Source organism: Sphingomonas sp. CFBP 13720 (assembly GCF_014842075.1).
In the GTDB taxonomy this organism is placed as follows: Bacteria; Pseudomonadota; Alphaproteobacteria; order Sphingomonadales; family Sphingomonadaceae; genus Sphingomonas.
Genome location: NZ_JACYVA010000001.1, coordinates 539,023 through 561,707, shown reverse-complemented (window position 1 = coordinate 561,707; position 22,685 = coordinate 539,023). Strand labels below are relative to the sequence as shown.

Annotated in this window: 22 protein-coding genes and 1 other RNA gene; 14 read left to right on the top strand and 9 right to left on the bottom strand. The window is 67.2% G+C overall.

Going from position 1 to position 22,685, the window contains the following annotated elements:
• Positions 1 to 49: 49 nt before the first annotated feature.
• A complete protein-coding gene (locus IFT55_RS02755) occupies positions 50 to 1,078 on the bottom strand; it encodes a DNA topoisomerase IB (protein ID WP_192088851.1) in 1,029 nt (342 codons plus the stop codon).
• Between the two features lie 110 nt (positions 1,079 to 1,188).
• Here IFT55_RS02755 and IFT55_RS02750 point away from each other — a divergent pair, with 110 nt between their 5' ends.
• Positions 1,189 to 1,743: a type 1 glutamine amidotransferase domain-containing protein gene (locus IFT55_RS02750; RefSeq protein WP_192088849.1), complete on the top strand. Its 555-nt coding sequence runs from the start codon at positions 1,189 to 1,191 to the stop codon at positions 1,741 to 1,743.
• Here IFT55_RS02750 and IFT55_RS02745 read toward each other — a convergent pair.
• The 3 genes from IFT55_RS02745 to IFT55_RS02740 are packed head-to-tail and all read right to left on the bottom strand — an operon-like array spanning position 1,706 to position 4,430.
• Positions 1,706 to 3,124, bottom strand: coding sequence for a DUF5935 domain-containing protein (locus IFT55_RS02745; RefSeq protein WP_192088847.1), 1,419 nt, complete (start codon positions 3,122 to 3,124; stop codon positions 1,706 to 1,708). The two genes, IFT55_RS02750 and IFT55_RS02745, sit on opposite strands and share 38 nt — an antisense overlap.
• The gene (locus IFT55_RS17555) at positions 3,117 to 3,245 is read right to left on the bottom strand and encodes a hypothetical protein (RefSeq protein WP_274604013.1); all 129 of its coding nucleotides are present in this window, start codon (positions 3,243 to 3,245) and stop codon (positions 3,117 to 3,119) included. Before IFT55_RS17555 ends, IFT55_RS02745 begins: the two co-directional genes overlap by 8 nt.
• Positions 3,246 to 3,281: 36 nt before the next feature.
• Positions 3,282 to 4,430, bottom strand: a complete 1,149-nt coding sequence (locus tag IFT55_RS02740) for a glycosyltransferase family 4 protein (RefSeq protein WP_192088845.1) — start codon at positions 4,428 to 4,430, stop codon at positions 3,282 to 3,284.
• Positions 4,431 to 4,530: 100 nt separating this feature from the next.
• Here IFT55_RS02740 and IFT55_RS02735 point away from each other — a divergent pair, with 100 nt between their 5' ends.
• The 7 genes from IFT55_RS02735 to IFT55_RS02705 all read left to right on the top strand — a co-directional run bounded on the left by IFT55_RS02735 (position 4,531) and on the right by IFT55_RS02705 (position 9,701).
• Positions 4,531 to 4,746 (top strand): DUF2945 domain-containing protein, encoded by a 216-nt coding sequence (locus IFT55_RS02735; RefSeq protein WP_192088843.1) that lies wholly within the window; start codon positions 4,531 to 4,533, stop codon positions 4,744 to 4,746.
• Positions 4,747 to 4,795: 49 nt separating this feature from the next.
• Positions 4,796 to 6,163 (top strand): DNA repair protein RadA, encoded by a 1,368-nt coding sequence (radA, locus tag IFT55_RS02730; protein WP_192088841.1) that lies wholly within the window; start codon positions 4,796 to 4,798, stop codon positions 6,161 to 6,163.
• Positions 6,164 to 6,233: 70 nt separating this feature from the next.
• A complete protein-coding gene (locus IFT55_RS02725) occupies positions 6,234 to 6,755 on the top strand; it encodes a CvpA family protein (RefSeq protein WP_192088840.1) in 522 nt (173 codons plus the stop codon).
• Between the two features lie 39 nt (positions 6,756 to 6,794).
• The gene (locus IFT55_RS02720) at positions 6,795 to 7,232 is read left to right on the top strand and encodes an iron-sulfur cluster assembly scaffold protein (RefSeq protein WP_192088838.1); all 438 of its coding nucleotides are present in this window, start codon (positions 6,795 to 6,797) and stop codon (positions 7,230 to 7,232) included.
• Complete coding sequence (locus IFT55_RS02715) at positions 7,232 to 9,019, top strand: cation:proton antiporter domain-containing protein (protein WP_192088836.1); 1,788 nt, start codon at positions 7,232 to 7,234, stop codon at positions 9,017 to 9,019. The genes IFT55_RS02720 and IFT55_RS02715 overlap by 1 nt, the downstream gene beginning before the upstream one ends.
• On the top strand, positions 9,016 to 9,369 hold the full coding sequence (locus tag IFT55_RS02710; protein WP_192088834.1) for a diacylglycerol kinase: 354 nt from the start codon (positions 9,016 to 9,018) through the stop codon (positions 9,367 to 9,369). Before IFT55_RS02715 ends, IFT55_RS02710 begins: the two co-directional genes overlap by 4 nt.
• A complete protein-coding gene (locus tag IFT55_RS02705; RefSeq protein WP_192088833.1) occupies positions 9,366 to 9,701 on the top strand; it encodes a DUF423 domain-containing protein in 336 nt (111 codons plus the stop codon). The genes IFT55_RS02710 and IFT55_RS02705 overlap by 4 nt, the downstream gene beginning before the upstream one ends.
• Before the next feature lie 369 nt (positions 9,702 to 10,070).
• On the opposite strand, the gene trpE is transcribed toward IFT55_RS02705, so the two are convergent.
• Both trpE and IFT55_RS02695 read right to left on the bottom strand, forming a co-directional pair.
• Positions 10,071 to 11,570, bottom strand: coding sequence for an anthranilate synthase component I (gene trpE, locus IFT55_RS02700; RefSeq protein WP_342029212.1), 1,500 nt, complete (start codon positions 11,568 to 11,570; stop codon positions 10,071 to 10,073).
• Positions 11,567 to 13,516 (bottom strand): peptidylprolyl isomerase, encoded by a 1,950-nt coding sequence (locus IFT55_RS02695; protein ID WP_192088832.1) that lies wholly within the window; start codon positions 13,514 to 13,516, stop codon positions 11,567 to 11,569. The genes trpE and IFT55_RS02695 overlap by 4 nt, the downstream gene beginning before the upstream one ends.
• 127 nt (positions 13,517 to 13,643) lie before the next feature.
• On the opposite strand from IFT55_RS02695, the gene tpiA reads away from it, so the two are divergent.
• From tpiA to ffs, 3 genes are all read left to right on the top strand, one after another.
• Positions 13,644 to 14,399: a triose-phosphate isomerase gene (gene tpiA, locus IFT55_RS02690; protein ID WP_192088831.1), complete on the top strand. Its 756-nt coding sequence runs from the start codon at positions 13,644 to 13,646 to the stop codon at positions 14,397 to 14,399.
• A 94-nt stretch (positions 14,400 to 14,493) separates the two neighbouring features.
• Complete coding sequence (locus IFT55_RS02685) at positions 14,494 to 14,898, top strand: hypothetical protein (RefSeq protein ID WP_192088830.1); 405 nt, start codon at positions 14,494 to 14,496, stop codon at positions 14,896 to 14,898.
• Positions 14,899 to 14,935: 37 nt separating this feature from the next.
• Positions 14,936 to 15,032, top strand: an RNA gene (ffs, locus tag IFT55_RS02680) — signal recognition particle sRNA small type.
• A 1-nt stretch (position 15,033) separates the two neighbouring features.
• On the opposite strand, the gene IFT55_RS02675 is transcribed toward ffs, so the two are convergent.
• The 3 genes from IFT55_RS02675 to IFT55_RS02665 all read right to left on the bottom strand — a co-directional run bounded on the left by IFT55_RS02675 (position 15,034) and on the right by IFT55_RS02665 (position 19,353).
• Positions 15,034 to 16,377 carry a serine hydrolase gene (locus tag IFT55_RS02675; protein ID WP_192088829.1) on the bottom strand — a complete coding sequence of 448 codons (1,344 nt, stop codon included), beginning with the start codon at positions 16,375 to 16,377 and terminating at the stop codon, positions 15,034 to 15,036.
• 62 nt (positions 16,378 to 16,439) lie between these two features.
• On the bottom strand, positions 16,440 to 18,422 hold the full coding sequence (parE, locus tag IFT55_RS02670) for a DNA topoisomerase IV subunit B (protein ID WP_192088828.1): 1,983 nt from the start codon (positions 18,420 to 18,422) through the stop codon (positions 16,440 to 16,442).
• Positions 18,423 to 18,588: 166 nt separating this feature from the next.
• Positions 18,589 to 19,353, bottom strand: coding sequence for a GcrA family cell cycle regulator (locus IFT55_RS02665; protein WP_192088827.1), 765 nt, complete (start codon positions 19,351 to 19,353; stop codon positions 18,589 to 18,591).
• A 69-nt stretch (positions 19,354 to 19,422) separates the two neighbouring features.
• Between IFT55_RS02665 and IFT55_RS02660 the strand changes: the two genes are divergently transcribed.
• The 3 genes from IFT55_RS02660 to argF all read left to right on the top strand — a co-directional run bounded on the left by IFT55_RS02660 (position 19,423) and on the right by argF (position 22,603).
• Positions 19,423 to 20,259, top strand: a complete 837-nt coding sequence (locus tag IFT55_RS02660; RefSeq protein ID WP_192088826.1) for an ABC transporter permease — start codon at positions 19,423 to 19,425, stop codon at positions 20,257 to 20,259.
• 103 nt (positions 20,260 to 20,362) lie between these two features.
• The gene (locus IFT55_RS02655) at positions 20,363 to 21,553 is read left to right on the top strand and encodes an aspartate aminotransferase family protein (RefSeq protein WP_192088825.1); all 1,191 of its coding nucleotides are present in this window, start codon (positions 20,363 to 20,365) and stop codon (positions 21,551 to 21,553) included.
• 132 nt (positions 21,554 to 21,685) lie between these two features.
• A complete protein-coding gene (gene argF / locus IFT55_RS02650) occupies positions 21,686 to 22,603 on the top strand; it encodes an ornithine carbamoyltransferase (protein WP_192088824.1) in 918 nt (305 codons plus the stop codon).
• Positions 22,604 to 22,685: the final 82 nt, after the last annotated feature.

Below are 22,685 nucleotides of genomic sequence, written 5' to 3'. Positions count from 1 at the left end.
AAACAGCGGCAATGCTGCTGGTGAAGTAACCAGACCGATCGTTCGAAAACTACGCCGCCGCTGCGACCGGTAGGTCGGCTTCGAGAAATACGATCAGACCCCGTTCGTGCCGCGACAACCAGCGCGTCGATCGCGGCAACCGAAGCGCGTCGCGAAATGCTTGCTGTCCGTCCTTGACCAGATCGATCAGCCGGGGGTGGACATAGGATTTGCGCGCGATCGCCGGGGTATTGCCTAGCGCATCGACCACCGGCGCGAGCATGGTCTTCAGGCTGAGATCCTCGGTCGCATCGGCCAGCGCGGTGAAGGCCAGCACGCTCGCCCCCCAAGTGCGGAAATGCTTGGCGGTGAAGTCCGCGCCCATCGCGTCGCGGATATAGGCGTTGACGTCGCCCGAGGTCACGGGGTGCGTATCACCCGCGCCATCGACCCAGCGAAACAAATGCTGCCCCGGCAGATCCTGACATTTCCGCACGAACCGCGCGAGCGAATGGTCAGTGATCGTCAACACGCGCTGTTTGCCCGACTTGGCGCGATATTGCAGTTTCAGCTTCGATCCGCGCAGTTCGGCGTGGCGCTTGCGCAGCGTCGTCGCGCCGAAACTCTTGTTGTCGCGGGCATAGCCTTCGTTGCCGACCCGGACGCGACCCAGGTCGAGCAGCCGCACCACCGCCGCCACCGCCCGGTCGCGCGTCATCGCCCGCGCCGCCAGATCGGTCTCCACCCGCGCGCGCAGCCGGGGCAGGGCATCGCCGAATGCCGCGCACCGGTCGTATTTCGCCGCCTCCTGCGCTTCGCGGAACGCGGTGTGATAGCGATATTGCTTGCGACCCTTGTCGTCCCAACCGATCGCCTGAATGTGTCCCTGCGCATCGGGGCAGAACCATGCGTCGCGATAGGCGGGCGGCAACCCCACGGCGTTCAGCCGCTCGATCGTGTCGCGATCGGTGATGCGGTCGCCGCCGACCTCGTAATAGGCCCATCCGTTCCGCAGTTTGCGGCGGGTGATCCCCGGACCGTCGCATTCGGAAAAAACGCAGAGCGGCGGACAGGCCGAACGGACGGGCGATGGTTCCATGCACGGTTTCCTGACGATGTCCCGACCAATGCCCGGATCGTCGCTTCGTTCCGGAACCGCCCCGCCCGCGACCGGTTGAGGACACGACCTTGCCTTACAGGAGACTATCCATGGCCGATCTCGCCAACGCTCGCGTGCTGATACTGGCGACCGACGGGTTCGAGGAATCCGAACTGTTCGATCCGCGTCAGGCGCTGCTGGATGCCGGTGCGCAGGTGACGCTGGCATCGATCGCGACCGATCCGATTCAGGGCGTCGTCAGCGACGATGAAAAGGGGCGGACGATCACGCCCGACCTGACGCTCGATCAGGTAGACACTGAGGAATACGACATGCTGCTGCTGCCCGGCGGCGTCGGCAACCCCGACAAGCTGCGCATGCAGGACCGCGCGGTCGAGATAGTCAGCGAATTCATGGACGACGACAAGATCGTCGCCGCCATCTGCCACGCGCCGTGGCTGCTGGTCGAGGCCGACGTGGTCGACGGGCGTCGCGTGACGAGCTGGCCATCGGTGCGGACCGATCTGGAAAATGCCGGCGCGGACGTGGTGGACGAAGAAGTGGTGATCGACGAAAACCTCATCACCAGCCGCAAGCCCGACGATATCCCGGCCTTCTCGCGCGCGATCATCGCGGCGCTGGAAAGCGAACTGGCCGAAGCGTGACGTCGGGGGCGGGGGTGGCGATCGTCGCCCCCGCATCCGGTTGCGACCGGTCCCGGCGCAGCGGTCGCCATGCCTGTTCGCGGCGCAGGCGCGACGCGTAGGTATCCAGCCCGATCTGTGCGCCGATCAGCAGAAACACGAACGGCTGGAACGCGATCGCGACGAACGCGGCTCCGAACAGATAGATCAGATGCGCATGTTGCAGCGCCCCGGCCAGCGGCGCGATCCACGCCTCGCCGTCGGCGGACTTGGCGTAGCGCCGCCGTAACATTTCCATCCGCACCAGTCCGCCCAGATTGATTGCGAGCCACAGGAACAACCCCGGCCAGCCCTGTTCCCCCAGCATCTCGAAATAGGCCGAGTGATAGGCGCGCGCAGCATCGATCTCGGGAATGCGCTCGATCGTCTGGTTGTTGCCTTCGCCGACCACCGCGATCTTGTCGTAGCGGATGCGGTTCTGGCGATACGCCTCGAACCCGCCGCCGAACGGATGATCCTGCACATAGTCGAGCGTCCATTGCCACACCGCGATGCGGGTCGATGCCGATGCGTCGGCCTTGTATGTGCCGATCGTCTCCATCCGCTGGGTAAAAGCCGATGGCAGAAACGGCACCGCCATCGCCGCCGCCGCGCCCGCCAGCGCCAGATAGGTCAGCCGCCGCTTCACGTCGCGCAGCGCCAGCACGCCCAGCAGTCCGATACACAGCAACCCCGTCCGCGCCGACGTGCCGATCGGGATCAGCAGGCAGGAAAAGACCAGCGCGTAACAGAAGGTCCGCACCCGCCAGTCGGGCCGAAACACCGTGCCGTGCCGGGTGAACCACAGGATCAGCGGCACGATGGCGATCGAAACGGTCGAGATGATCGACCCTTCGTACAGCCCGGCATTGTTCGACACCATCAGGTTCAGCTCGCCATAGCCGCCGCCTGACCCCAGCGTCTTGATCCCGCCGACGATGATGATCGACGCGGCGGACAACAGCATGAACAGCAGCAGCGATTCGATCCGCAACCGCGTACGCAGCGTCAGCGGTAGGAAGATGGCGAAGGCCAGCGCCTTCCACACCCATTCCCATTTGAACTGCGCATCGACGGGAAAGTCCGCGCCCTTCGTCGTCCACAGGCAATAGAGCAGTAGCGCCAGCATCAGCCCCTGACGCGGCGCGACGCGCGTGTCGCGCTTGTCGTCCAGCACCAGCCACGCCCCGACCGACAGGCCCGCCGCCATCAGCGAGATCGGCACCGAATTGAGCAATAGATAGGTCAGCCGCTGTGGCGACACGATATCGATGTAGATATAGGTCAGCACGAACAGGAACGGCCGACGCAGCCCGAACCCGATCATCGCCATCAGGAACGCGATGAAGGCAAGTTCACGCACCGGAGCGGTCTTTCTCCGGTCCGGGGCGTTCCTCGCGGTCCAGATCGGGCCGCCGCAACAATCGCCACGCCGCCAGCAGCATCAACAGGTGCGTCAGGCCCAGCGAGAAATTGTCGATCATTCGCGACCCTTGTCTGCGATCGGGGTTGAGGCGGCGTTAAACCGGTTCGTGCACGATCTTCAGATAGGCGTCGAGCACCGCCTGATTGGCGCTGTCCCACTTATAGCCGCGCGCATCCTCGTGTCCGGCGATCCCCATTTCCCATCGCATCGCCGAATCCTCGCACAGCCGGGCGATTGCGTCGGCATAGGCGGGTACGTCGCGCGGCGGCACGAGGAACCCGGTGCGACGGTCGTCGACCAGCCCCACCGCGCCGCTGGCGCGCGCGGCGACCACCGGCACGCCCGCCGCCATTGCCTCCAGCGTGACGTTGCCGAACGTTTCGGTGATCGACGGATTGAAGAACACGTCCATCGACGCGACCGCACGGCCCAGATCGTCGCCTGACTGAAACCCCGCGAACACCGCATGCGGTACGCGTTCGGCGAACCAGTCGCGCGCCGGACCTTCGCCGATCACCAGAATGCGGTGCCGGACGCCGCGCCGCTGCAATTCGGCGGCGACGTCCGAAAAGATATCCAGCCCCTTTTCCAGCACCAGCCGCCCGAGAAAGCTGACCGCCACCTCGTCGTCGCCGATGCCCAGCGATCGGCGCCAGTCGAGATCGCGCATCCCCGGACTGAACCGCCGGTGGTCGACCCCGCGCGACCAAATGCCGACCGGGGAGGTGACACCCCATTCGTGCAACAGGTCGGCCATGCCGCGTCCGGGCACCATCACCTGATCGGCGCGATTGTAGAACCGCTTCGACACCGCAACCGCGGCGCGCTCCATAAAGCCGATCCCGTAATATTGGGGATAGGTTTCGAACCGCGTGTGCAGCGATGCGAGCGTCGCCACCTCGCGCTCGCGCGCCCAGCTCAGCGCGCGATGGCACATGATATCGGGGGCGGAGACATGGACGATGTTCGGGGCGAACGCGGCCAGATCGGCACGGGTCTTCGCCGGCAGCCCGCGCGCCAGCTTATATTCGCCGCGCCCGCCCGGCATGCCGAACGCGGGCACGCTGACCAGATCGCCGGTCGGCTCGAACGCCGGTGTCGGCACGGTCGGCGAATAGACGCGCAGCGTGACGCCGCGATCGAGCAGATGCCCGGCCAGCAGGTTCAGCGCCTGGTTCGCGCCGTCGCGCACATAGTTGTAGTTTCCGCTGAACATGGCGACGCGAAGTTGGGAGGGCTTCATGCAGGTCGCCCATAGCGGGACATGACGCGCGACGCCACCGGTCGGAACGCGGACACCATCCGAACGGTTGATCGCGCCGGACACGGGCAGGAGAGACAGGATGGCGAACGGCTTCCGCAAGGGCGATACCGTCGAATGGCATTGGGGTCAGGGTACGGCAAAGGGCAAGATCGCGGAGCGGTTCGACCGCCGCGTGCAACGCACCATCAAAGGGTCGAAGATCGTCAAGAACGGCACGGCGGACAACCCCGCCTATCTGGTCGAACAGGACGATGGTGGAAAGGTGCTCAAGCGCGGAAGCGAACTGAGCAAGTAGCCCCAAGCGGGATATTCCCCTTTCGTTCCGCACCTGCTAACCGGCGGACATGGCAAAACCCCAGAAGCGCTATGTCTGTCAGCAATGCGGGTCGGTTTCGTCCAAATGGGCGGGGCAATGCGTCGATTGCGGCGATTGGAACACGCTGGTCGAGGATGCGGCGAACGTCGCCACCCCGTTTTCGGCGAAGCATAATCTTCAGTCGGGCGGGCGCGCGATCCTGTTGTCCGGGCTGGACAGCGATGTCGCGCTGCCCGAACGGCTGACGACCGGCATCGCCGAACTCGACCGCGCGCTGGGCGGCGGCTTCGTCGAAGGATCGGCGATCCTGATCGGCGGCGATCCGGGCATCGGCAAGTCGACGCTGTTGCTACAGGCGGCGGCGAAGCAGGCGCTGGCCGGTCGCAACGTCGCCTATGTGTCGGGGGAGGAAGCGGCGGATCAGGTCCGGTTACGCGCGCGTCGGCTGGGGCTGGGCAATGCACCGGTGCAACTGGCGGCGGCGACGTCGGTGCGCGATATCCTCACGACCTTCGGCGGCGGCGCGGCCCCCGACCTGCTCATCATCGATTCGATCCAGACGATGCACAGCGACCTGATCGAGGGCGCGCCGGGCACCGTCAGCCAGGTGCGGGCATCGTCGGGTGAACTGATCCGCTTCGCCAAGGAACGCGGGACGGCCGTCGTGCTGGTCGGACACGTTACCAAGGACGGATCGATCGCCGGCCCGCGCGTGCTGGAACACATGGTCGACACCGTGCTGGCGTTCGAAGGCGAACGCAGCCATCAGTATCGCATCCTGCGCGCGGTCAAGAACCGCTTCGGCGGCACCGACGAGATCGGCGTGTTCGCGATGGAAAGCGAGGGATTGTCCGAAATCGCAAACCCTTCGTCGCTGTTCCTCACCAGCCGTGACGAAAACGTGACCGGCACCGTCGTCTTTCCCGCGCTGGAAGGCACGCGGCCGGTGCTGGTCGAGGTGCAGGCGCTGACGGTGCGGCTGGCATCGGGCGCGACGCCCCGGCGGGCGGTGGTCGGATGGGATTCGGGACGGCTGGCAATGATCCTCGCGGTGCTGGAGGCGCGGTGCGGCCTCGCGTTCGCGACGGCGGAAGTCTATCTGAACATCGCCGGCGGCTACCGCGTCACCGATCCGGCGGCCGACCTTGCGGTCGCGGCGGCGCTGGTATCGGCGCTGTCGGAGCGGCCCGTGCCCAGCGACGCGATCGTGTTCGGCGAAATCGCGCTGTCGGGCGAAATCCGTCCAGTGGCGCACGGCGCGCTGCGCATGAAGGAAGCCGGCAAGCTGGGGTTCGCCCGTGCGATGGTGCCGACCAGCCAGTCGGACAACGCCGCGCTGAAACTGTCGACGTTCAAGAACCTGCCGTCGTTCGTCGATCACATGCTCGGTCGCTGACGACCGCCCCCGGCACGCACCGGTCCCACCCGCCTCGACAAGCATCGCCCTGCGCGGCATAGCCTTGCCCATGGGACTGACCTCACTCGATATCGCGGTATTGTGCACCGTCGGCGGTGCGGCCGTGCTGGGCTTCCTGCGCGGATTCGTGACTGAAACCCTGTCGCTCGGCGCATGGGTGCTGGTCGTGGTCGCGCTCAAGCTGTTCCACACGCCGGTCGCCGCCGCGCTGGTCGGGCCGACCGGCACGGCGGGCGGGGCCGCGACGCTGGCCTTCGCGCTGATCGTGGGCATCGGCTATTTCGGCGGGCGGCTGGTCGCCAATGCGATCGGACGGCGCACGCGCGCGTCGGTGCTGGGGCCGGTCGACCGCGCGCTGGGGTTCGGATTCGGGGCGTTGAAAGGGCTGATCCTCGCCAGTCTCGGTTTCCTGCTGTTGCTGTTGGCCGCGGACTTCATCGGGGGCGGGCCGACCGGGCGTCCGGCATGGATCAAGCAGGCGCGCACCTATCCGCTGCTTAACGCCACCAGCGCCAGCGCGGTCGACTTCATCGACCGCCGCCGTCGCGGCGAACCGGTGTTCGGCGAATAGCGATGGCAACCGTCACGAACGCCGCCTACATCGCGTGACGTGACCGAGAAACTCTACAACACCGAAATCCTCCGCCTCGCCGCCGACACCGCGCGCGCGGTGCGCCTCACCGATCCGCAGGCGTCGGTCGAGAAACGATCGCCGGTCTGCGGCAGCCGCGTGACGGTCGACATCGATCTCGATCCCGATGGCCGCGTTGCTTCCGTCGGCATGCTGGTGCGGGCCTGCGCGTTGGGACAGGCATCGGCCGCGCTGATGGCAGCGCGGATCGTCGGGCAAACCCCTCACGAACTGGCGCTGGCCAGCGATACGCTGGGACGCTGGCTGGCGGGCGAGGGCGACGCGCCCGACTGGCCCGGGCTGACGCTGTTCGAACCGGCGCGCCCGCACAGCGCCCGCCACGCGTCGATCCGGCTCGCCTTCGAAGCAGCCGCCGAAGCCGCCGCGACCGCCGCATCGCACCGGCGCGCGGCATAATGGAGGAGCACGGCTCCGCCTCGCTGCTCCACGATTTCGCGCCGTTGCTGGGCGCGGCGCTGGTGTTCGTGCTGATCTTCCGCAAACTGGGGCTGGGTGCCACGCTCGGCTATCTCGTCGCCGGGTCGGTGGTCGGGCCACAGGTGCTGGGGCTGGTCGGCGATGCGGAGGCCAAGCTGGGCATCGCCGAACTCGGCATCACGCTGCTGCTGTTCCTCGTCGGGCTGGAACTCAGCCCGACGCGGTTGTGGCGGATGAAGCAGGATATCTTCGGCCTCGGGCTGGCGCAGGTCGTGCTGTGCGGCCTCGCGGTCACCGGCGTGGTGTGGCTGGCGAAGGATTTCAGCTGGGCGGCGGCGCTGGCGCTCGGCCTGCCGCTGGCATTGTCGTCGACGGCGCAGGTGTTGCCGATGCTGCAATCCGCCGGGCGCATGAAGACGCCGTTCGGCGAACGCGCCTTTGCGATCCTGCTGTTTCAGGATCTGTCGATCGTCCCGCTGATCACCATCATCGCCGCGATGTCGCGCAATCCGGCCGATGCCGGCGGCCCGCCGGGATGGCAATTGGGGTTGTGGACGCTGGGCGCGGTCGCGGGCCTGATCCTTGCCGGCCGGTTCCTGCTGCGCCCGATGTTCCGCCTGATCGGCAATATGGGCGAACGCGAGATGTTCGTGTTCGCCGGACTGTTCACCGTGATCGCCAGCGCGGCGGTGATGGAGTCGCTCGGCCTGTCGACCGCGCTCGGCGCGTTCGTCGCGGGCGTGATGCTGGCTGACAGCCCGTATCGCCATGAACTGGAAGCGGATGTCGAACCGTTCCGTTCGATCCTGCTGGGGCTGTTCTTTCTCGCGGTCGGCATGATGCTCGATCTGGGCGCGATCGCGGCGCAACCGGTGTTCGTGCTGGGCATGGCGCTGGCGCTGATCGCGACCAAGGGGCTGGTGATCTTCGGTCTGGGCCGCATGTTCGGCATGCCGTGGCGCGGCGCGCTGGCGCTGGGTCTGTTGCTCAGCCAGGGCGGCGAATTCGGCTTCGTCCTGTTCACGCAGGCACAGAACGCGCTGTTGATCGCACCGGAAGCGGCAAGCGTCTTCGGCGCGATCGTGACCGTGTCGATGGCGACCACGCCGTTCCTGATGATGGCCACCCGCCGCTTCCGCGCCGATCCCAAGAAGGTGGCGGGCGACACCCCCGAAGGTCCGCGCCATGACGGGGCCAGCGCGGTCGTCGTCGGCTATGGCCGGTTCGGCCAGACGGTGGCGCAGATGCTGCTGGCACAGGGGATCAGCGTCACCGTGATCGACCGCGACGTCGAGATGATCGAGATCGCTGGTTCGTTCGGGGCCAAGGTCTATTATGGCGACGGCCTGCGCATCGACCTGTTGCGGCTGGCGGGCGCGCAGGACGCCGCGCTGCTGCTGTTCTGCGTCGATGGCGACCAGCTGGAGGTCGAAGCGATCGAGGCGATCCATCAGGCCTTCCCTGTGCCGGGCATCTTCGTGCGTGCGTTCGATCGCCGTGCGGTCGTCAAGCTGGCGGGCGCTCCGGTCGAAGGCGTGTTCCGCGAAGTGCTCGATTCGGCAGTGACGATGGCACGCGCGGCGATGACCTGCGTCGGCGTCGACGATGGCGAGATCGACCGGACCGAGGATCTGTACCGCAAGACCGACGCCAAACGGCTGGTCCAGCAATCGGAAACCGGCGACCTGCGGCAGGGGCGCGAGATGATCTTCACCCACGCGCGGATCGCGTCGGCGCCGGGCACCGTGCGCGATCCGGGGAAGTGAAGGGCCGGCCGCTGTCCGAACGGATTGGCTTCGCGCTGGCGGGCCTGCGTACCGGATGGCGGCGCGAGGCCAGTTTCCGCAGCAACATCGGCTTCGCATCGGGGGCGGCGGTCGCGTTGTTGATCCTGCGACCCGTGCCGGTCTGGTGGGCGTTGGTCGCGGTGACGGTCGCGATCGTTCTCGCGCTTGAACTGCTCAATTCCGCGCTGGAGGGGGTGATCGACCTGCTCCACCCCGGCCTGCACCCGGAAATCGGCGCGGTGAAGGACATGCTGGCAGGCGCGGTGCTGATGGCCGCGCTGGTCGTCGCGGCGGCGATGGTGATCGATACGATGGAGTGGCTGGCATGAACGGATTGATGCTCGCGGCGGCGCTGTCCGGGGCGATGGCGGTCGCGGCGGGGGCGTTCGGCGCGCATGGTGCGAAGGGCGACGCCGCCGAATGGCTCCGGATCGGTGGCCAGTATCAACTGGTCCACGCCGTCGCCGCGCTGATCGCGCTGCAACTGGATGCGCGCGGGCCGGGCTGGCTGTTCGTCGTGGGCGGGCTGCTCTTCGCCGGGTCGCTCTACGGCATGGCGCTGGGCGGACCGCGCGGCGTGCTGGGGCCGGTCACGCCGCTCGGCGGACTGGCGATGATCGTCGGCTGGCTGTGGCTGGGGTGGATCGCGGTGCGCCGCTGAGGTTCGGCTTTCCTACATGGCGCGGTTCGGGCAGGGCGGGTCGGCTTTTTGACAGGTCCGTTTCCCGCCTCCCCGCCGCCACGGACCTGATCCGTGGGGATGACGCCGTCGGTCTTCCGTGCCGGGCTAGCGATCCGCTCTCGATAGTTCGCGGCGCGCCGCGCCTGAAATCGTAGTTCGACGATGCGCGGGACGGCGTCCATCCGAACGGTCACGCAGGGCGGCTGCTGCGGCTGACGTTACCGCGACAGACCGCTCCCTTGCGCACGCTGGACAAAGTCCTTTCCAGTCAGTCGCTTGCCAGAACCTGCCGGTCCCCGGCGGCAACCCTTCGCAACGTTGCGCGAGTGTGACTTTTGTGACCTTTGGTTATTGCCCGAAGCGTGCGTTTCCTGCCTGCCGCACCGCCTCACGCGCCGCCGCCAGCAGCGCACCGGCCTTCGCCTCGCATTCGCGCTGTTCGGATGCGGGGTCGCTGTCGGCGACGATGCCCGCGCCGGACTGGACGTGCATCATGCCGTCCTTGACCACGGCGGTGCGCAGCACGATGCACGAATCCATCGACCCGTCGGGGCTGAAATAGCCGACGCCGCCGGCATAGGCACCGCGCTTGTCGGCTTCGAGTTCGGCGATGACCTGACAGGCCCGGACCTTGGGCGCACCCGATACCGTGCCGGCGGGAAAGCCCGCGAACAGCGCGTCGAGCGCGTCGGCATCATCGCGCAACCGGCCGACCACGTTCGACACGATGTGCATGACGTGGCTGTACAGTTCGACGGTATAGCTGTCGGTGACGCGCACGCTGCCCGCCGCCGCCACGCGCCCGACGTCGTTGCGGCCCAGATCGAGCAGCATCAGATGTTCGGCGCGTTCCTTGGGATCGGCCAGCAGGCTGGTACGGTTCGCTTCGTCCTCGACGGCAGTCGCGCCGCGTGGCCGCGTGCCCGCAATCGGCCGGATCGTCACCTCGCCATCGCGCAGTCGCACGAGGATTTCGGGGCTGGACCCGGTCAGCGCAAAGCCCGGCAGATCGAGGTGATAGAGGAACGGCGACGGATTGATCCGCCGCAGCGCGCGGTACAGTTCGAACGGCGCGAGCGGGAAGGGGGCGGTGAACCGCTGCGCCAGCACTACCTGAAAGATGTCACCCGCCGCGATATAATCCTTCGCCGCCGCCACCATCTCGCCATAGCGTCCGGCCGGAAGCGTGGGGGTGAGCGACAGGTCGGGCACCGTGTCCAGCCGCGCAGGCGCGGGCAGCCGTGCGGCGTCGAGCGAGGCGGCGGTCGCCTCGATCCGCTCGACCGCGCGTTCCACGCCGGCACCGGGCCACACCGGCGCGACGACGAACAACGTGTCCGACAGGCGGTCGAACACCAGTAGCACCGTCGGCCGCACGAACATCATGTCGGGCAGTTCCAGCGGATCGTTCGCGGCGGCGGGCAGGCGTTCGACCAGCCCGACCGTCTCATAGCCGAAATAGCCGACCAGACACGCCAGCGCGCGCGGCAGCGCAGCGGGCACGTCCATCCGGCACTGGCCGACCAGCGTGCGCAGCGCCGCCAGCGTCGGTTCGTCGCAGGGTACGAAGGCGTCGCGATCGGTCAGCCATTCGGCGTTGATCGCGGCGTCATGCCCCTGCGCCCGAAAGACGAGATCGGGGGCGAGGCCGAGCAGGCTGTAGCGACCGCGCACCGAACCGCCCTCGACCGATTCGAGCAGGAAGTCGCCGCGCTCCGGCTCGATCAGCTTGAGCGCGGCGGCGACCGGCGTCTCGGTATCCGCGACGCGCGTCGTCCATACCAGCGCCGGCCGCCCCTCGGCCAGCGCGGCGCGGGCGGCGTCGATCCCCTCGATACCGCCGCTCACTGTGCGGCGGGGGCGGCACCGCCCGCCAGTTCGCTGCGGACGCGCGCAATCGTGGCGGCGTTCTTCGTCACGCCGATCTGCCGACGCACCGCCTCGACGAACTGTTCGGCATGTTCGTTGCCGATCAACTGCCCCAGCTCGCGCCCGACGCCCGCGACCGCCGCCTTGTCGTTGGCGGCGCTGCCACGCTGGATGTCGCCCAGATAGACGATGATCCAGCCCGACCCGTCGGGTGCAGCGGTCAGCTTCGCCTTTTTCGGTGCCATCGAGAACAGCAGCGACAGCGCGGGCGGCACCTGTCCGCCCATCCGGGCGAGATCGGCGCGCGACGCGGTGATCGGACGCGGGCCGGGGATGCGCGCGCCGGACTGGGTGATGGCGGCGTCCATCGGCGTGCCGCCATTGACCTTCGTCACGATCGCCTGCGCAACGGTCCGCGCCGCCTTCATCGCCTGATCCTGTCGGTACTGGCCGATCACCTGCTCACGGATCTCGGCCAGCGGCCGCGGTGCCGCCACTGTGACGTCACCGGTCGCGACCAGCGCGAAGGTGCCGTCCGCGCCGGTCTGCACCAGCTGCGGTGCGTCGCCCGTCTCTGCAGCGAACCCGGCCTGTACGATCGGCGCGAGCGTGGGATCGGGCTGGGCGGGCTTCAGCGGATCGATGCCCTGTGCGGTTACTGGTGCGGTCGCCTGTGCCGACAGTTTCGCATCGGCGACGATCTCGTCGAACGTCGCGCCATCGGTGATACCGCCGTCGATCTTCTCCTGAATCGCACCCAGCGCGGTCGCGCCCTTCGTCCGCGCCAGTTCAGCCGTGAGTTCGGGCTTCGCCTGCTCGAACGTCTTGCCCGCGACCGGGGTGATCGCATCGATGCGCAGGACGACGAAGCCCAGCGGTGCCCGGACGGGGCCGATGACCGCGCCCTGCTGTCCGGCAAAGGCCGCGTCGGCGACGGCGGGGGCAGTGCGCCCGGCAAGCTGCGCCTTGGTCTGGCCGGTCAGCACGGTCGCTTCCAGCCCGGCGGCGGTCGCGGCGGCGGACAGCGACTGGCCGCCGCGCACTGCCTGCGCGATGCGCGTCGCTCCCGCCTGATCGGCCACGACGACCTGGCTGACGTTGCGCGTCTGGGTGGCTGCGAAGCGTGCGGGGTTGGCGCGATATGCCTGTTGCAGTTCGGCGTCGGTCGGTGCGGACTGCGCCGCGACGGTCGCCGGGGTCACGATCGCATAGCGGATCACGCGCCGTTCGGGGATGGTGTAGCGCCCACGATTGGCGGTGTAATAGGCCTGAAGCTGCTGGTCGGTCGGTGCGGGCGTAGGCGGCAATGCGGCGATCGGCACCAGCGCGACCTGACCCGATCGTGCCTCCTTCGACAGCGATGCGTAGGGCAGTGCCAGCTGCGACGGCGCAAAGCTTGCCTCGATCGTGCGGGCCAGCATCAGCCGGGTGAACGTCGCGCGGCGGATATCGTCGCGCAACTGGGCCGGGGTGACCCGCGCACGGGCCAGTGCCTGTTCGAAGGTCCGCTGATCGAACTTGCCGTTCAGCCCCTGAAACGCCGGGATGCTGGCGATCTGTCCGTCGACATAGCGGTCGGACACGACCAGCCCGTGGTCGCGCGCGAACTGTTTGAGCGCCTCGTCAGTGATCATCCGTTCGAGCGACCCGTCGAAGCCGCCCGCGGCGATGTACTGCGCCATGTCTATGCCGGGCTGACGCTGCTGCGCCGTCTGAACGTCGTCGCGGACACGGTCGGTCAGCGCGGTATCGCTGATCGACTCACCGCCGACCGTCGCGACGGCGGCACCGGTGCCCCCCATCGACGCGGGGCGAAGGCCGTTGAGATCGGCGACCGCAAAGCCGATGGCGATGACCGCGAGGAGCAGCAGGCCGACGAACACGCCAACCTTCGACTTGGTCATGCGCCTGAAGAAACCCAGCATCCGTGCAACCGATCGTAAGGAAATGAACCGGGTCGCTTTAGAAGGCGGTTCGCGATGCTTCAAGGTTGCGTGCGCCGCCGGAAGCGCTATCGGCTGTAGAACATGTAAAACATGCCTGGAGGCACGGATGATTCGTCGCAAGCTGGTCGCCGGAAACTGGAAGATGCACGGGCTGCGCGGGCAGATGGCGGAGATCGCGGCGATCGATGCGGCGGCGGTGGCGGCGCCCGGCGTCGACGTGGCGCTGTGCGTGCCCGCCACGCTGGTCCATCACGCGGCCGAAGTCGTGAAGGCGGTGCGGATCGGTGGACAGGACGTCCACGCGAACGATCGCGGGGCGCATACCGGTTGCCTGTCCGCCGAAATGCTGCACGAGGCGGGGGCGAGCGTGGTGATCGTCGGCCATTCCGAACGCCGCGCCGACCAGAACGAGACCAGCCACGACGCATGGGCGAAGGCGGCGGCCGCGCGTCGCCACGGGCTGGACGTCATCCTGTGCTGCGGCGAGACGGAGGCGGAGCGCGACGCCGGCCGGGCCGAACGCGTGGTGCAGGCGCAGATCGAAAAGTCGGTGCCCGAAGGGGCGAGCGGCGACTGGTTCACGCTCGCCTACGAACCGCGCTGGGCGATCGGGACCGGTCGTACGCCGTCGGAGGAGGAGATCGCACAGGTCCATGCCATCGCCCGCGCCAAGCTGCGCCAGATGGTCGGCGACGCGGCGGACGGTATCCGCATCCTCTATGGCGGATCGGTGACCGGAGCCAATGTGACGGCGATCCTCGCGATCGACGACGTCGACGGCGCGCTGGTCGGCGGTGCCAGCCTGACCGCCGCGAAGTTCGTGCCGATCATCGAAGCGGCGGCAGCGGCGGCCGCAAACTGATCGCGGCGGAGGGGATCACCAAGGGGGCGGGCACGTTGTAAGCTTCGGTTCAGCCGGTTGCCGCTACGCCGGCTGCGTTCTTCGGAGAAAGCCCATGCGTCGTTCCCTGTTCGCCGCCGTGCTGGCAGCCGTCGCCCTCGCCACCATGCCTGCCGCCGCGCAGGACGCGCGGGGTGAGGCGTCGCTGGACAAGATCGTGGCGGGTCGCACCGTCGGTTCCCCGGTCAATTGCATCAACCTGCGCGATATCCGTTCGACCGAGATCGTCGACGATACCGCGATCGTCTATCGCATGAACAACGGCACGCTGTTCGTGAATCGTCCGGGGTCGGGCTCGATCCTCGATCGCGACGATATCCTCGTCACGCGGACGATCGGGACGCGGCTATGCCGGATCGATATCGTCAACCTGATCGATCGCGGGTCGCGCATGCCCAGCGGGTCGCTGTCGCTCGGCGATTTCGTGCCCTATTCGCGACTGCCGCGCACGCGCTCCTGACACGCTTGCATCGGCGCGGCGCTTCGCCCATATGGCGCGCGGGAGTCGGGCGGACGATGCCGTCGCCAACCCGGTCAGGTCCGGAAGGAAGCAGCCGCAACGATTTCGCAGCGGGTCGTCCGGCTCCCACCGCTGTTACCGTGGCGCGGCCAGTTCCAGCGTGCGGGTCATCAGTCCGGTGAAGCGCAGCGTATCGACCGACCGGTCGGGATCGTTCCATCCAGCCGACAGCGCATACCACTGACTGTCCTTTGCGCGCAGGACGAAGGTCATGTTGAGCACGCCCGGCTCCGACCCGCCCTTGTATCCGGCATAGTCCCATTTTGCGGCGGGTGCCGGAAGGCCGGGGTTCTTTGACAGGATCGCGCGTAGCTCCGTACCGCCGGGGCCGTCGCCGGCGCGTCGCAGCCAGTCCATCGTACGCACCAGATCGTCGGCGCTGGCGAACCATTCGATGTCGGCGATGTGGATCGGTTTGCCGTCCTGGAACAGCGTGGCGGGAATGGCCGCGATCGGTGCCGCAGCGACCGGCCCGTCGAGGAACGCCCGCCGCGCACCGGGCGGCGTCGCGAGGAAACGCGTGCCCAATGCCCCCTGATCGATCCCCTTCAGCTTGAACATCTCCAGCGTGCCTAGGAACGGCACGTTGCGGCGCGCGCCATCGGTCATGCCGACGACCGGCAACATCGCCTCCACCTTTTGCCGTCCCAGATGGAACAGCAGGATGTCGGTCGCGCTATTGTCGCTGACCGAGATCATCCGTTCGGCAAGGTCGCGGATCGGCACCGCCGTTCCCTTGGCCGCCTGCGTATAGAACCCGCTGGGAAGCGGGCGGCCATTGAGGGTCACCGTATCGGTCCATTTGCGCTCACCGGCCGCGATCGACCGGACGAGTTCGGACAGGATCACCAGCTTGAACGCCGATCCGATCGCCAGCGGCGTCGCCGACTCGCGACCGGCGATGCGTACCGGAGCGCCGGCACCCAGCCGTGCCAGCGTGAAGTTGGTCCGGCCGGGCAGGGTGGCCAGCGTGGCGACGATCGCGTCGATCGTGGTTTCGGCGGCCGCGCGCGGTTCGCTGCCGGTCGCGCGAAGCATGGTGACCGGGTGCGGCGCGGAACTATCGATCGCGATCTGCGCGTCCAGAATACCGTGTTCGAAACCGATCTTCAGCCTTGCCGCCCATGGCCCGTCGGCTGTGATCGATTCGACGCCGGTCGGCTTGCCCAGTTGTGCGACGATCTGCGCCGTCATCCCGTCGAACGTCGCCTTTAGCAGCGCGGTCCGAAAGCCGGTCGAGAAGGTCGCGTCATAATCGCCGCTGCCGCCCAGCAGCGTCACGACCTCGCGCACGCGCTGTTGCAGTTCGGGCGAGGCGACCGGCGCGGTCCGGGTCGGCTGGGGTTGAGGCGCGGGCGGCGCGGTCTGCGCCATGACGGGCGTTGCGGTCAGCACGGCGAAGGCGAGCAGCGACTTCATGATTTCCCCCGGTATGTTCGGGGAGTGTAGGCCGCGCGATCGATATCGGTCGAGCGGAAAGCTCAGGCGTCGATCACTTCGTCGTCCAGCCGTGCCGCATTCTCCTGAATGAACGCGAAGCGATGCGCCGGGTTGGTGCCCATCAGGCGATCGACCAGATCCTTTACCGCCGCGCGTTCCTCATATTCCTGCGGCAGCGTGATGCGGATCATGCTGCGCGACGCAGGGTCCATCGTCGTTTCGCGCAACTGCGACGGGTTCATCTCGCCCAGCCCCTTGAAGCGCGATACCTCGACCTTCTTTCCCCGGAACGCGGTGCGTTCCAGTTGTGCGCGATGCGCATCGTCGCGGGCATAGAGCGACTTCGCGCCGACGGTCAGGCGATAGAGCGGCGGCTGCGCCAGATACAGATGCCCCCGGCGGACGATGTCGGGCATCTCCTGAAAGAAGAACGTCATCAGCAGCGTGGCGATATGGGCGCCATCGACGTCGGCATCAGTCATGATGACGATCCGTTCGTAGCGCAGCGCATCGGGAAGGCAGTCCTTGCGCGTACCGCACCCCATGGCGAGGATCAGGTCGGCGATCTCCTGATTGGCAAAGATCTTGGCGCTGGTCGCCGACGCGACGTTCAGGATCTTTCCACGAATCGGCAGGATCGCCTGCGTCTTGCGGTCGCGCGCCTGCTTGGCCGAACCGCCCGCCGAATCGCCTTCGACGATGAACAATTCGGTGCCCTTGGGATCGTCCGACGCACAATCGGTCAGCTTGCCCGGCAGCCGCAGCTTGCGCGACGACGTCGCGGTCTTGCGCTTGACCTCACGCTCCGCCTTGCGGCGCAGGCGTTCGTCCATCCGGTCGAGCACGAGGCCGAGCAACGCCTTGCCCCGCTCCATATTGTCGCTCAGGAAATGGTCGAAATGGTCCCGCACCGCCTTCTCGACCAGCCCCGCCGCCTCGACACTGGTCAGTCGATCCTTCGTCTGGCTCTGGAACTGCGGATCGCGGACGAACACCGACAGCATCAATTCGCAGCCGACGGTCACGTCGTCGGCGGTCATGTCCTTGGCCTTTTTCTGCCCGATCAGGTCGGCGAACCCGCGCAACCCACGGACCAGCGCCTGTCGCAGTCCTTGTTCGTGCGTCCCGCCATCCGGGGTCGGGATCGTGTTGCAGTAATAGCTGTAGCTGCCGTCGCTCCATAGCGGCCACGCGACCGCCCATTCGACCCGGCCCTGCTCGCCCGGAAAATCCTGTCGCCCCGCGAAGAAGTCGGCCGTCGCACATTCGCGTCCGCCGACCTGTTCGCGCAGATGGTCGGCAAGGCCGCCGGGAAACTGGAACACCGCTTCCGCCGGGATGTCGGTTCCCGCGACCAACTCGGGCGTGCATTTCCAGCGGATTTCCACACCCGCGAACAGATACGCTTTCGACCGGACGAGCTTGTGCAGCCGGGCAGGCTTGAAGCTGAGTTCGGGTCCGAAAATTTCTGTGTCGGGGGTAAAGGCGACCAGCGTGCCGCGCCGGTTGGGGGCCGCGCCGACATGATCGAGCGGACCCAGCGTCTCCCCGCGCGCGAATCGCTGGCGATAAAGTTGCCGGTCGCGCGCGACCTCTACCACCGTATCGCTCGACAATGCGTTGACGACCGAAATACCGACGCCGTGCAGTCCGCCCGAGGTCGCATAGGCCTTGCCTGCGAACTTCCCGCCCGAATGGAGCGTCGACAGGATGACTTCCAGCGCCGACTTGTCGGGGAATTTCGGATGCGGATCGACCGGGATGCCGCGTCCATTGTCGGTGATCGTCAGGCGGTTGCCGGGTTCCAGCAGCACCTCGATCCGCGTCGCGTGGCCCGCGACCGCCTCGTCCATCGCATTGTCGAGCACTTCGGCGGCAAGATGGTGCAGCGCGCGTTCGTCGGTGCCGCCGATATACATGCCGGGCCGGCGGCGTACCGGTTCCAAGCCCTCCAGCACCTCGATCGACGATGCGTCATAGCTGGGCGTGGAGGGCAGGTTCGCGTCGAACAGATTGTCGGCCATGTCGGAACGTATGTAGATCAAACGCGGCGGGGGCAAGAGTGGTACTGGGACGTGCCGGTCGGGCGGTCACGGGCAACGCCCCTAACGTCGGTCGCGGCGTTGGGTCGCGCCGGCCGGTCGACCGCTGGTCGCGGCCGGGCGGTTGCCCGGGCGCGGACGGTCGACGTCAGCGGACGCGTGGACCGCCATAGGGCAGCGGCGGCGGCGGGCGGCGATCGCGACGCGGCAACTGCGCCTGATAGGCATGGCCGCAATGCGCGACGCAATACGGGAAGCCCGGGTTCACCTTGTCGCCACAAAAATGGAAGTCGGGTTCGCCCGGATGGCCGATCGGCCATTTGCAGATGCGGTCGTTCAGATCGAGCAGCGTCGTCTTGCCTGCGATCGCATCGCTGGGCCGTGCGGGGACCAGACGTCGCGGCGGCGCCGGCGTCAGCGGAGCCGACTGTTCGCCCGGATTCTGCCGCAGGAACCCGCCGGGGCCGACCGAACGCAGGACGGGAGCATCGGGCTTCGGCGGGGCGACGACCGGTGCCTCTTCTGCCTCGTCCGCTTCCTCCTCCTCGTCGTCCGCCACGTCTTCGGCATCGACCGCCAGCGGCGTGAACGGATCGTCGTCGACCGGCGCGGCTGCAACCGGTTCCGGCGCAGGGGGCGCGGCCACGACGGCCGGTTCGGGCACGACGGGCGCGGGTTCGGCAACCGGTTCCGGCGCGACGGTTGCCGGTTCGGGCGCGGGGGCCGCCGCTGCGGCCTTGCCGGCATCGTTCGACTTGACCGGCGAAGGGCGCGACTGGAGGCCGAGGCGATGGGCCTTGCCGATCACCGCGTTGCGGCTGATCCCGCCAAGTTCCTCCGCGATCTGGCTCGCGGTCATGCCCGATTCCCACATCTTGGCCAGGGTCGCGATGCGTTCTTCGGTCCAGCTCATGCTCGTCATTCGTCCTTCGATATCAGCGCGCCTTGCCTGACATGCCGCCAGCGATTAGGCGACACAGCCATGCAGGAACAATCCCCGTCGCGCGAGACATTCATCATCGCCGACCCCGGCGTGCCGGTCATCCGAAACGTCAACTGGGGTGGCGTGCGCACGCTCTATATCAAGGAGGTGCGCCGGTTCTTCAAGGTGCAACTCCAGACGATCTGGGCACCGGCGATCACGACGCTGCTGTTTCTCGTCATCTTTTCGGTGGCGATGGGCGGTGCTGCGCGCAATGTGCTGGGCGTGCCGTTCCCCGATTTCGTCGCGCCGGGGCTGATCGCGATGGCGATGCTCAACAACGCCTTCGCCAATTCCAGCTTCGCGCTGCTGGTCGGCAAGATTCAGGGGACGATCGTCGATTATCTGATGCCGCCGCTGTCGACCGGCGAGCTGCTGGCGGCGCTGGTCGGCGGGGCGGTCACGCGGGCGTTTCTCGTCGGAATCGTGCTGTGGGGGGCGATGCTGCTCTATCCCGGTGTCCACGTCATGCCGCGACATCCCGGCGCGGTGCTGTGGTTCGGGCTGTTCGGGTCGATCTTCCTCGCGCTGGCCGGCGTGCTGACGTCGATCTGGGCAGAGAAGTTCGACCATGCCGCCGCCGTCACCAATTTCGTGATCGGCCCGCTGACGCTGTTGTCCGGCACCTTCTATTCGGTCGACGCGCTGACCCCGACGTTCCGCGCGATCAGCCACCTCAATCCGTTTTTCTATATCATCTCCGGCTTCCGCTACGGCTTTCTCGAACGTGCTGATTCGCCGGTGCTGCTGGGCGGCGCGATCATTCTCGTGATCGATATCGTACTGGCGATGCTGTGTTATGCGCTGCTGCGATCGGGGTGGAAGCTCAAGAATTGACGGACGGGGCAGGGCGGCGGTAAAGCGTCGCTCCGGGCGGCCCGGTTGGCCGCCCTTTTGCGTTTCTACCGCTGGAAATCCCCAACGCCGAGGAGGCAGTTCGATGACGACCCCCGCACTGATGCCCGTTTACCCACGGTGCGGCGTGCGTCCGGTCCGAGGGGAAGGCTGCTATCTCTATGGCGAGGACGGGACCGAATATCTCGACTTCGCGGCGGGGATCGCGGTCAACGCGCTGGGCCACGGCCATCCACACCTGACGAAGGCGATTCAGGAACAGGCCGCGAAGCTGATGCACGTCAGCAACCTGTACGGATCGCCGCAGGGCGAGGCGCTGGCGCAGCGGATCGTCGACCACAGTTTCGCCGACACGGTGTTCTTCACCAATTCGGGGGCCGAAGCGGTCGAATGCGCGATCAAGACCGCGCGCCGTTATCACTATGCCAACGGCAATCCGCAGCGGCATACGCTCATCACCTTCAACCAGGCGTTCCATGGCCGGACGCTCGGGACCATTTCCGCCACCAATCAGGCGAAGATGCGCGACGGGTTCGAACCGTTGCTGCCCGGCTTCAAATACGCGGAATTCAACGATCTCGAAGGCGCGCTGGCGCTGATCGACGATCAGACTGCCGGCTTCCTCGTCGAGCCGGTGCAGGGTGAGGGCGGTCTGCGTACCGCGACACCCGAATTCCTGACGGGCCTTCGCAAGGCGTGCGACGAGCATGGCCTGTTGCTGGTGCTGGACGAGGTGCAGTGCGGCTATGGCCGGACCGGCACGCTGTTCGCGCACGAGCAATATGGCGTGGTCCCCGACATCGTGTCGGCGGCGAAGGGGATCGGCGGCGGCTTTCCGTTCGGCGCGTGCCTTGCCACCGAAAACGCGGCGAAGGGCATGGTGTTCGGTACGCACGGATCGACCTATGGTGGCAATCCGCTGGCCATGGCGGCGGGGCAGGCGGTGCTCGACGTGATGCTGGAACCCGAATTCTTCGCGCATGTGAAGGCAATGGGCGACCGGCTGCGACAGGGGCTGGAACAGATGATCCCGAACCACGATCACCTGTTTCAGGAAGTGCGCGGCATGGGCCTGATGCTCGGGATCAAGCTGAAGTCGGACAGCCGACGTTTCGTCGCGCATCTGCGCGATCAGCATCAATTGCTGACGGTCGCGGCGGGCGAGAATGTCGTTCGCGTCCTGCCGCCGCTGGTGATCGACGAGCGCCATATCGCGCAGGCGATCGAAAAGCTGTCCGCTGCCGCCCGCGTCTATGTGCCGGTAGCCGACGACTGATGTTACGTCCTCCCCGAACGGGGGAGGGACCATGCCACGCATGGGGAGCGCCCGGTCGATGGCGCGGTAGGAGGGACGTTCCCACCACCGCGTCGCGGAAAAGGTCTTTCCCCGTGCCGGGAGAATTCCGACATGCGCCATTTTCTAGATCTCGCCTCGGCCGGTGCCGACGGCATCGCCGCCATCCTCAACGACGCACTCGACGCGAAGGCGGCGCGCAAGGGCTGGCCCAGGGGACGGGCCGATGGCGACGCGTCGCTTGCCGGTCACACGCTCGCCTGCGTCTTCGAAAAATCATCGACCCGCACGCGTGTGTCGTTCGACATGGCGATGCGTCAGTTGGGCGGCAGCGCGCTGGTGCTAGACGCGGGCACGACCCAGCTTGGGCGCGGCGAGACGGTAGCGGATACCGCGCGCATCCTGTCAGGATATTGCGATGCCATCATGGTGCGCACCGACGATCCGGCGAAGCTGGACGAGATGGCGCATTATGCCAGCGTGCCCGTCGTCAACGGACTGACGGACGGATCGCATCCGTGCCAGATCGTCGCCGATCTGCTGACCGTGATCGAATCGGGCAAGACGTTGCCGGGCCTGAAATGGGCATGGCTGGGCGACGGCAACAACGTGCTGCATTCGATCGTCGAGGCGGGGGCGTTGCTGGGTTTCGACGTGATCGCGGCATGCCCCGAAGGCTATGATCCCGCCGCCGACGTGATCGAGGCAGCGGGCACCCGTGCCCGCATTACCCGCGATCCGGTAGAGGCAGTGCGCGATGCGGACGTCGTAGTCACAGATACGTGGATATCGATGGGACAGGCGCAGGCCGATGCCAAGCTGGCCGCGATGGCTCCCTATCAGGTGACGCGCGACCTGATGGCGCACGCGAAGTCGGACGCAGTGTTCCTGCACTGTCTGCCCGCGCATCGTGGCGAGGAAGTAACGACGGAGGTGATCGACGGACCGCAATCGCTGATCTGGCCGGAAGCCGAGAACCGGCTGCATGCGCAGAAGGCGATCCTGCGCTGGTGCTTCGGGCTGGTCGGGTAACCGACCCGGGCGTTACGCACTCCCACCCGCGTTGGCGGAACGCGATAGCGTTGCCCGACACAGGCGGGTTCGCGACGCTGAC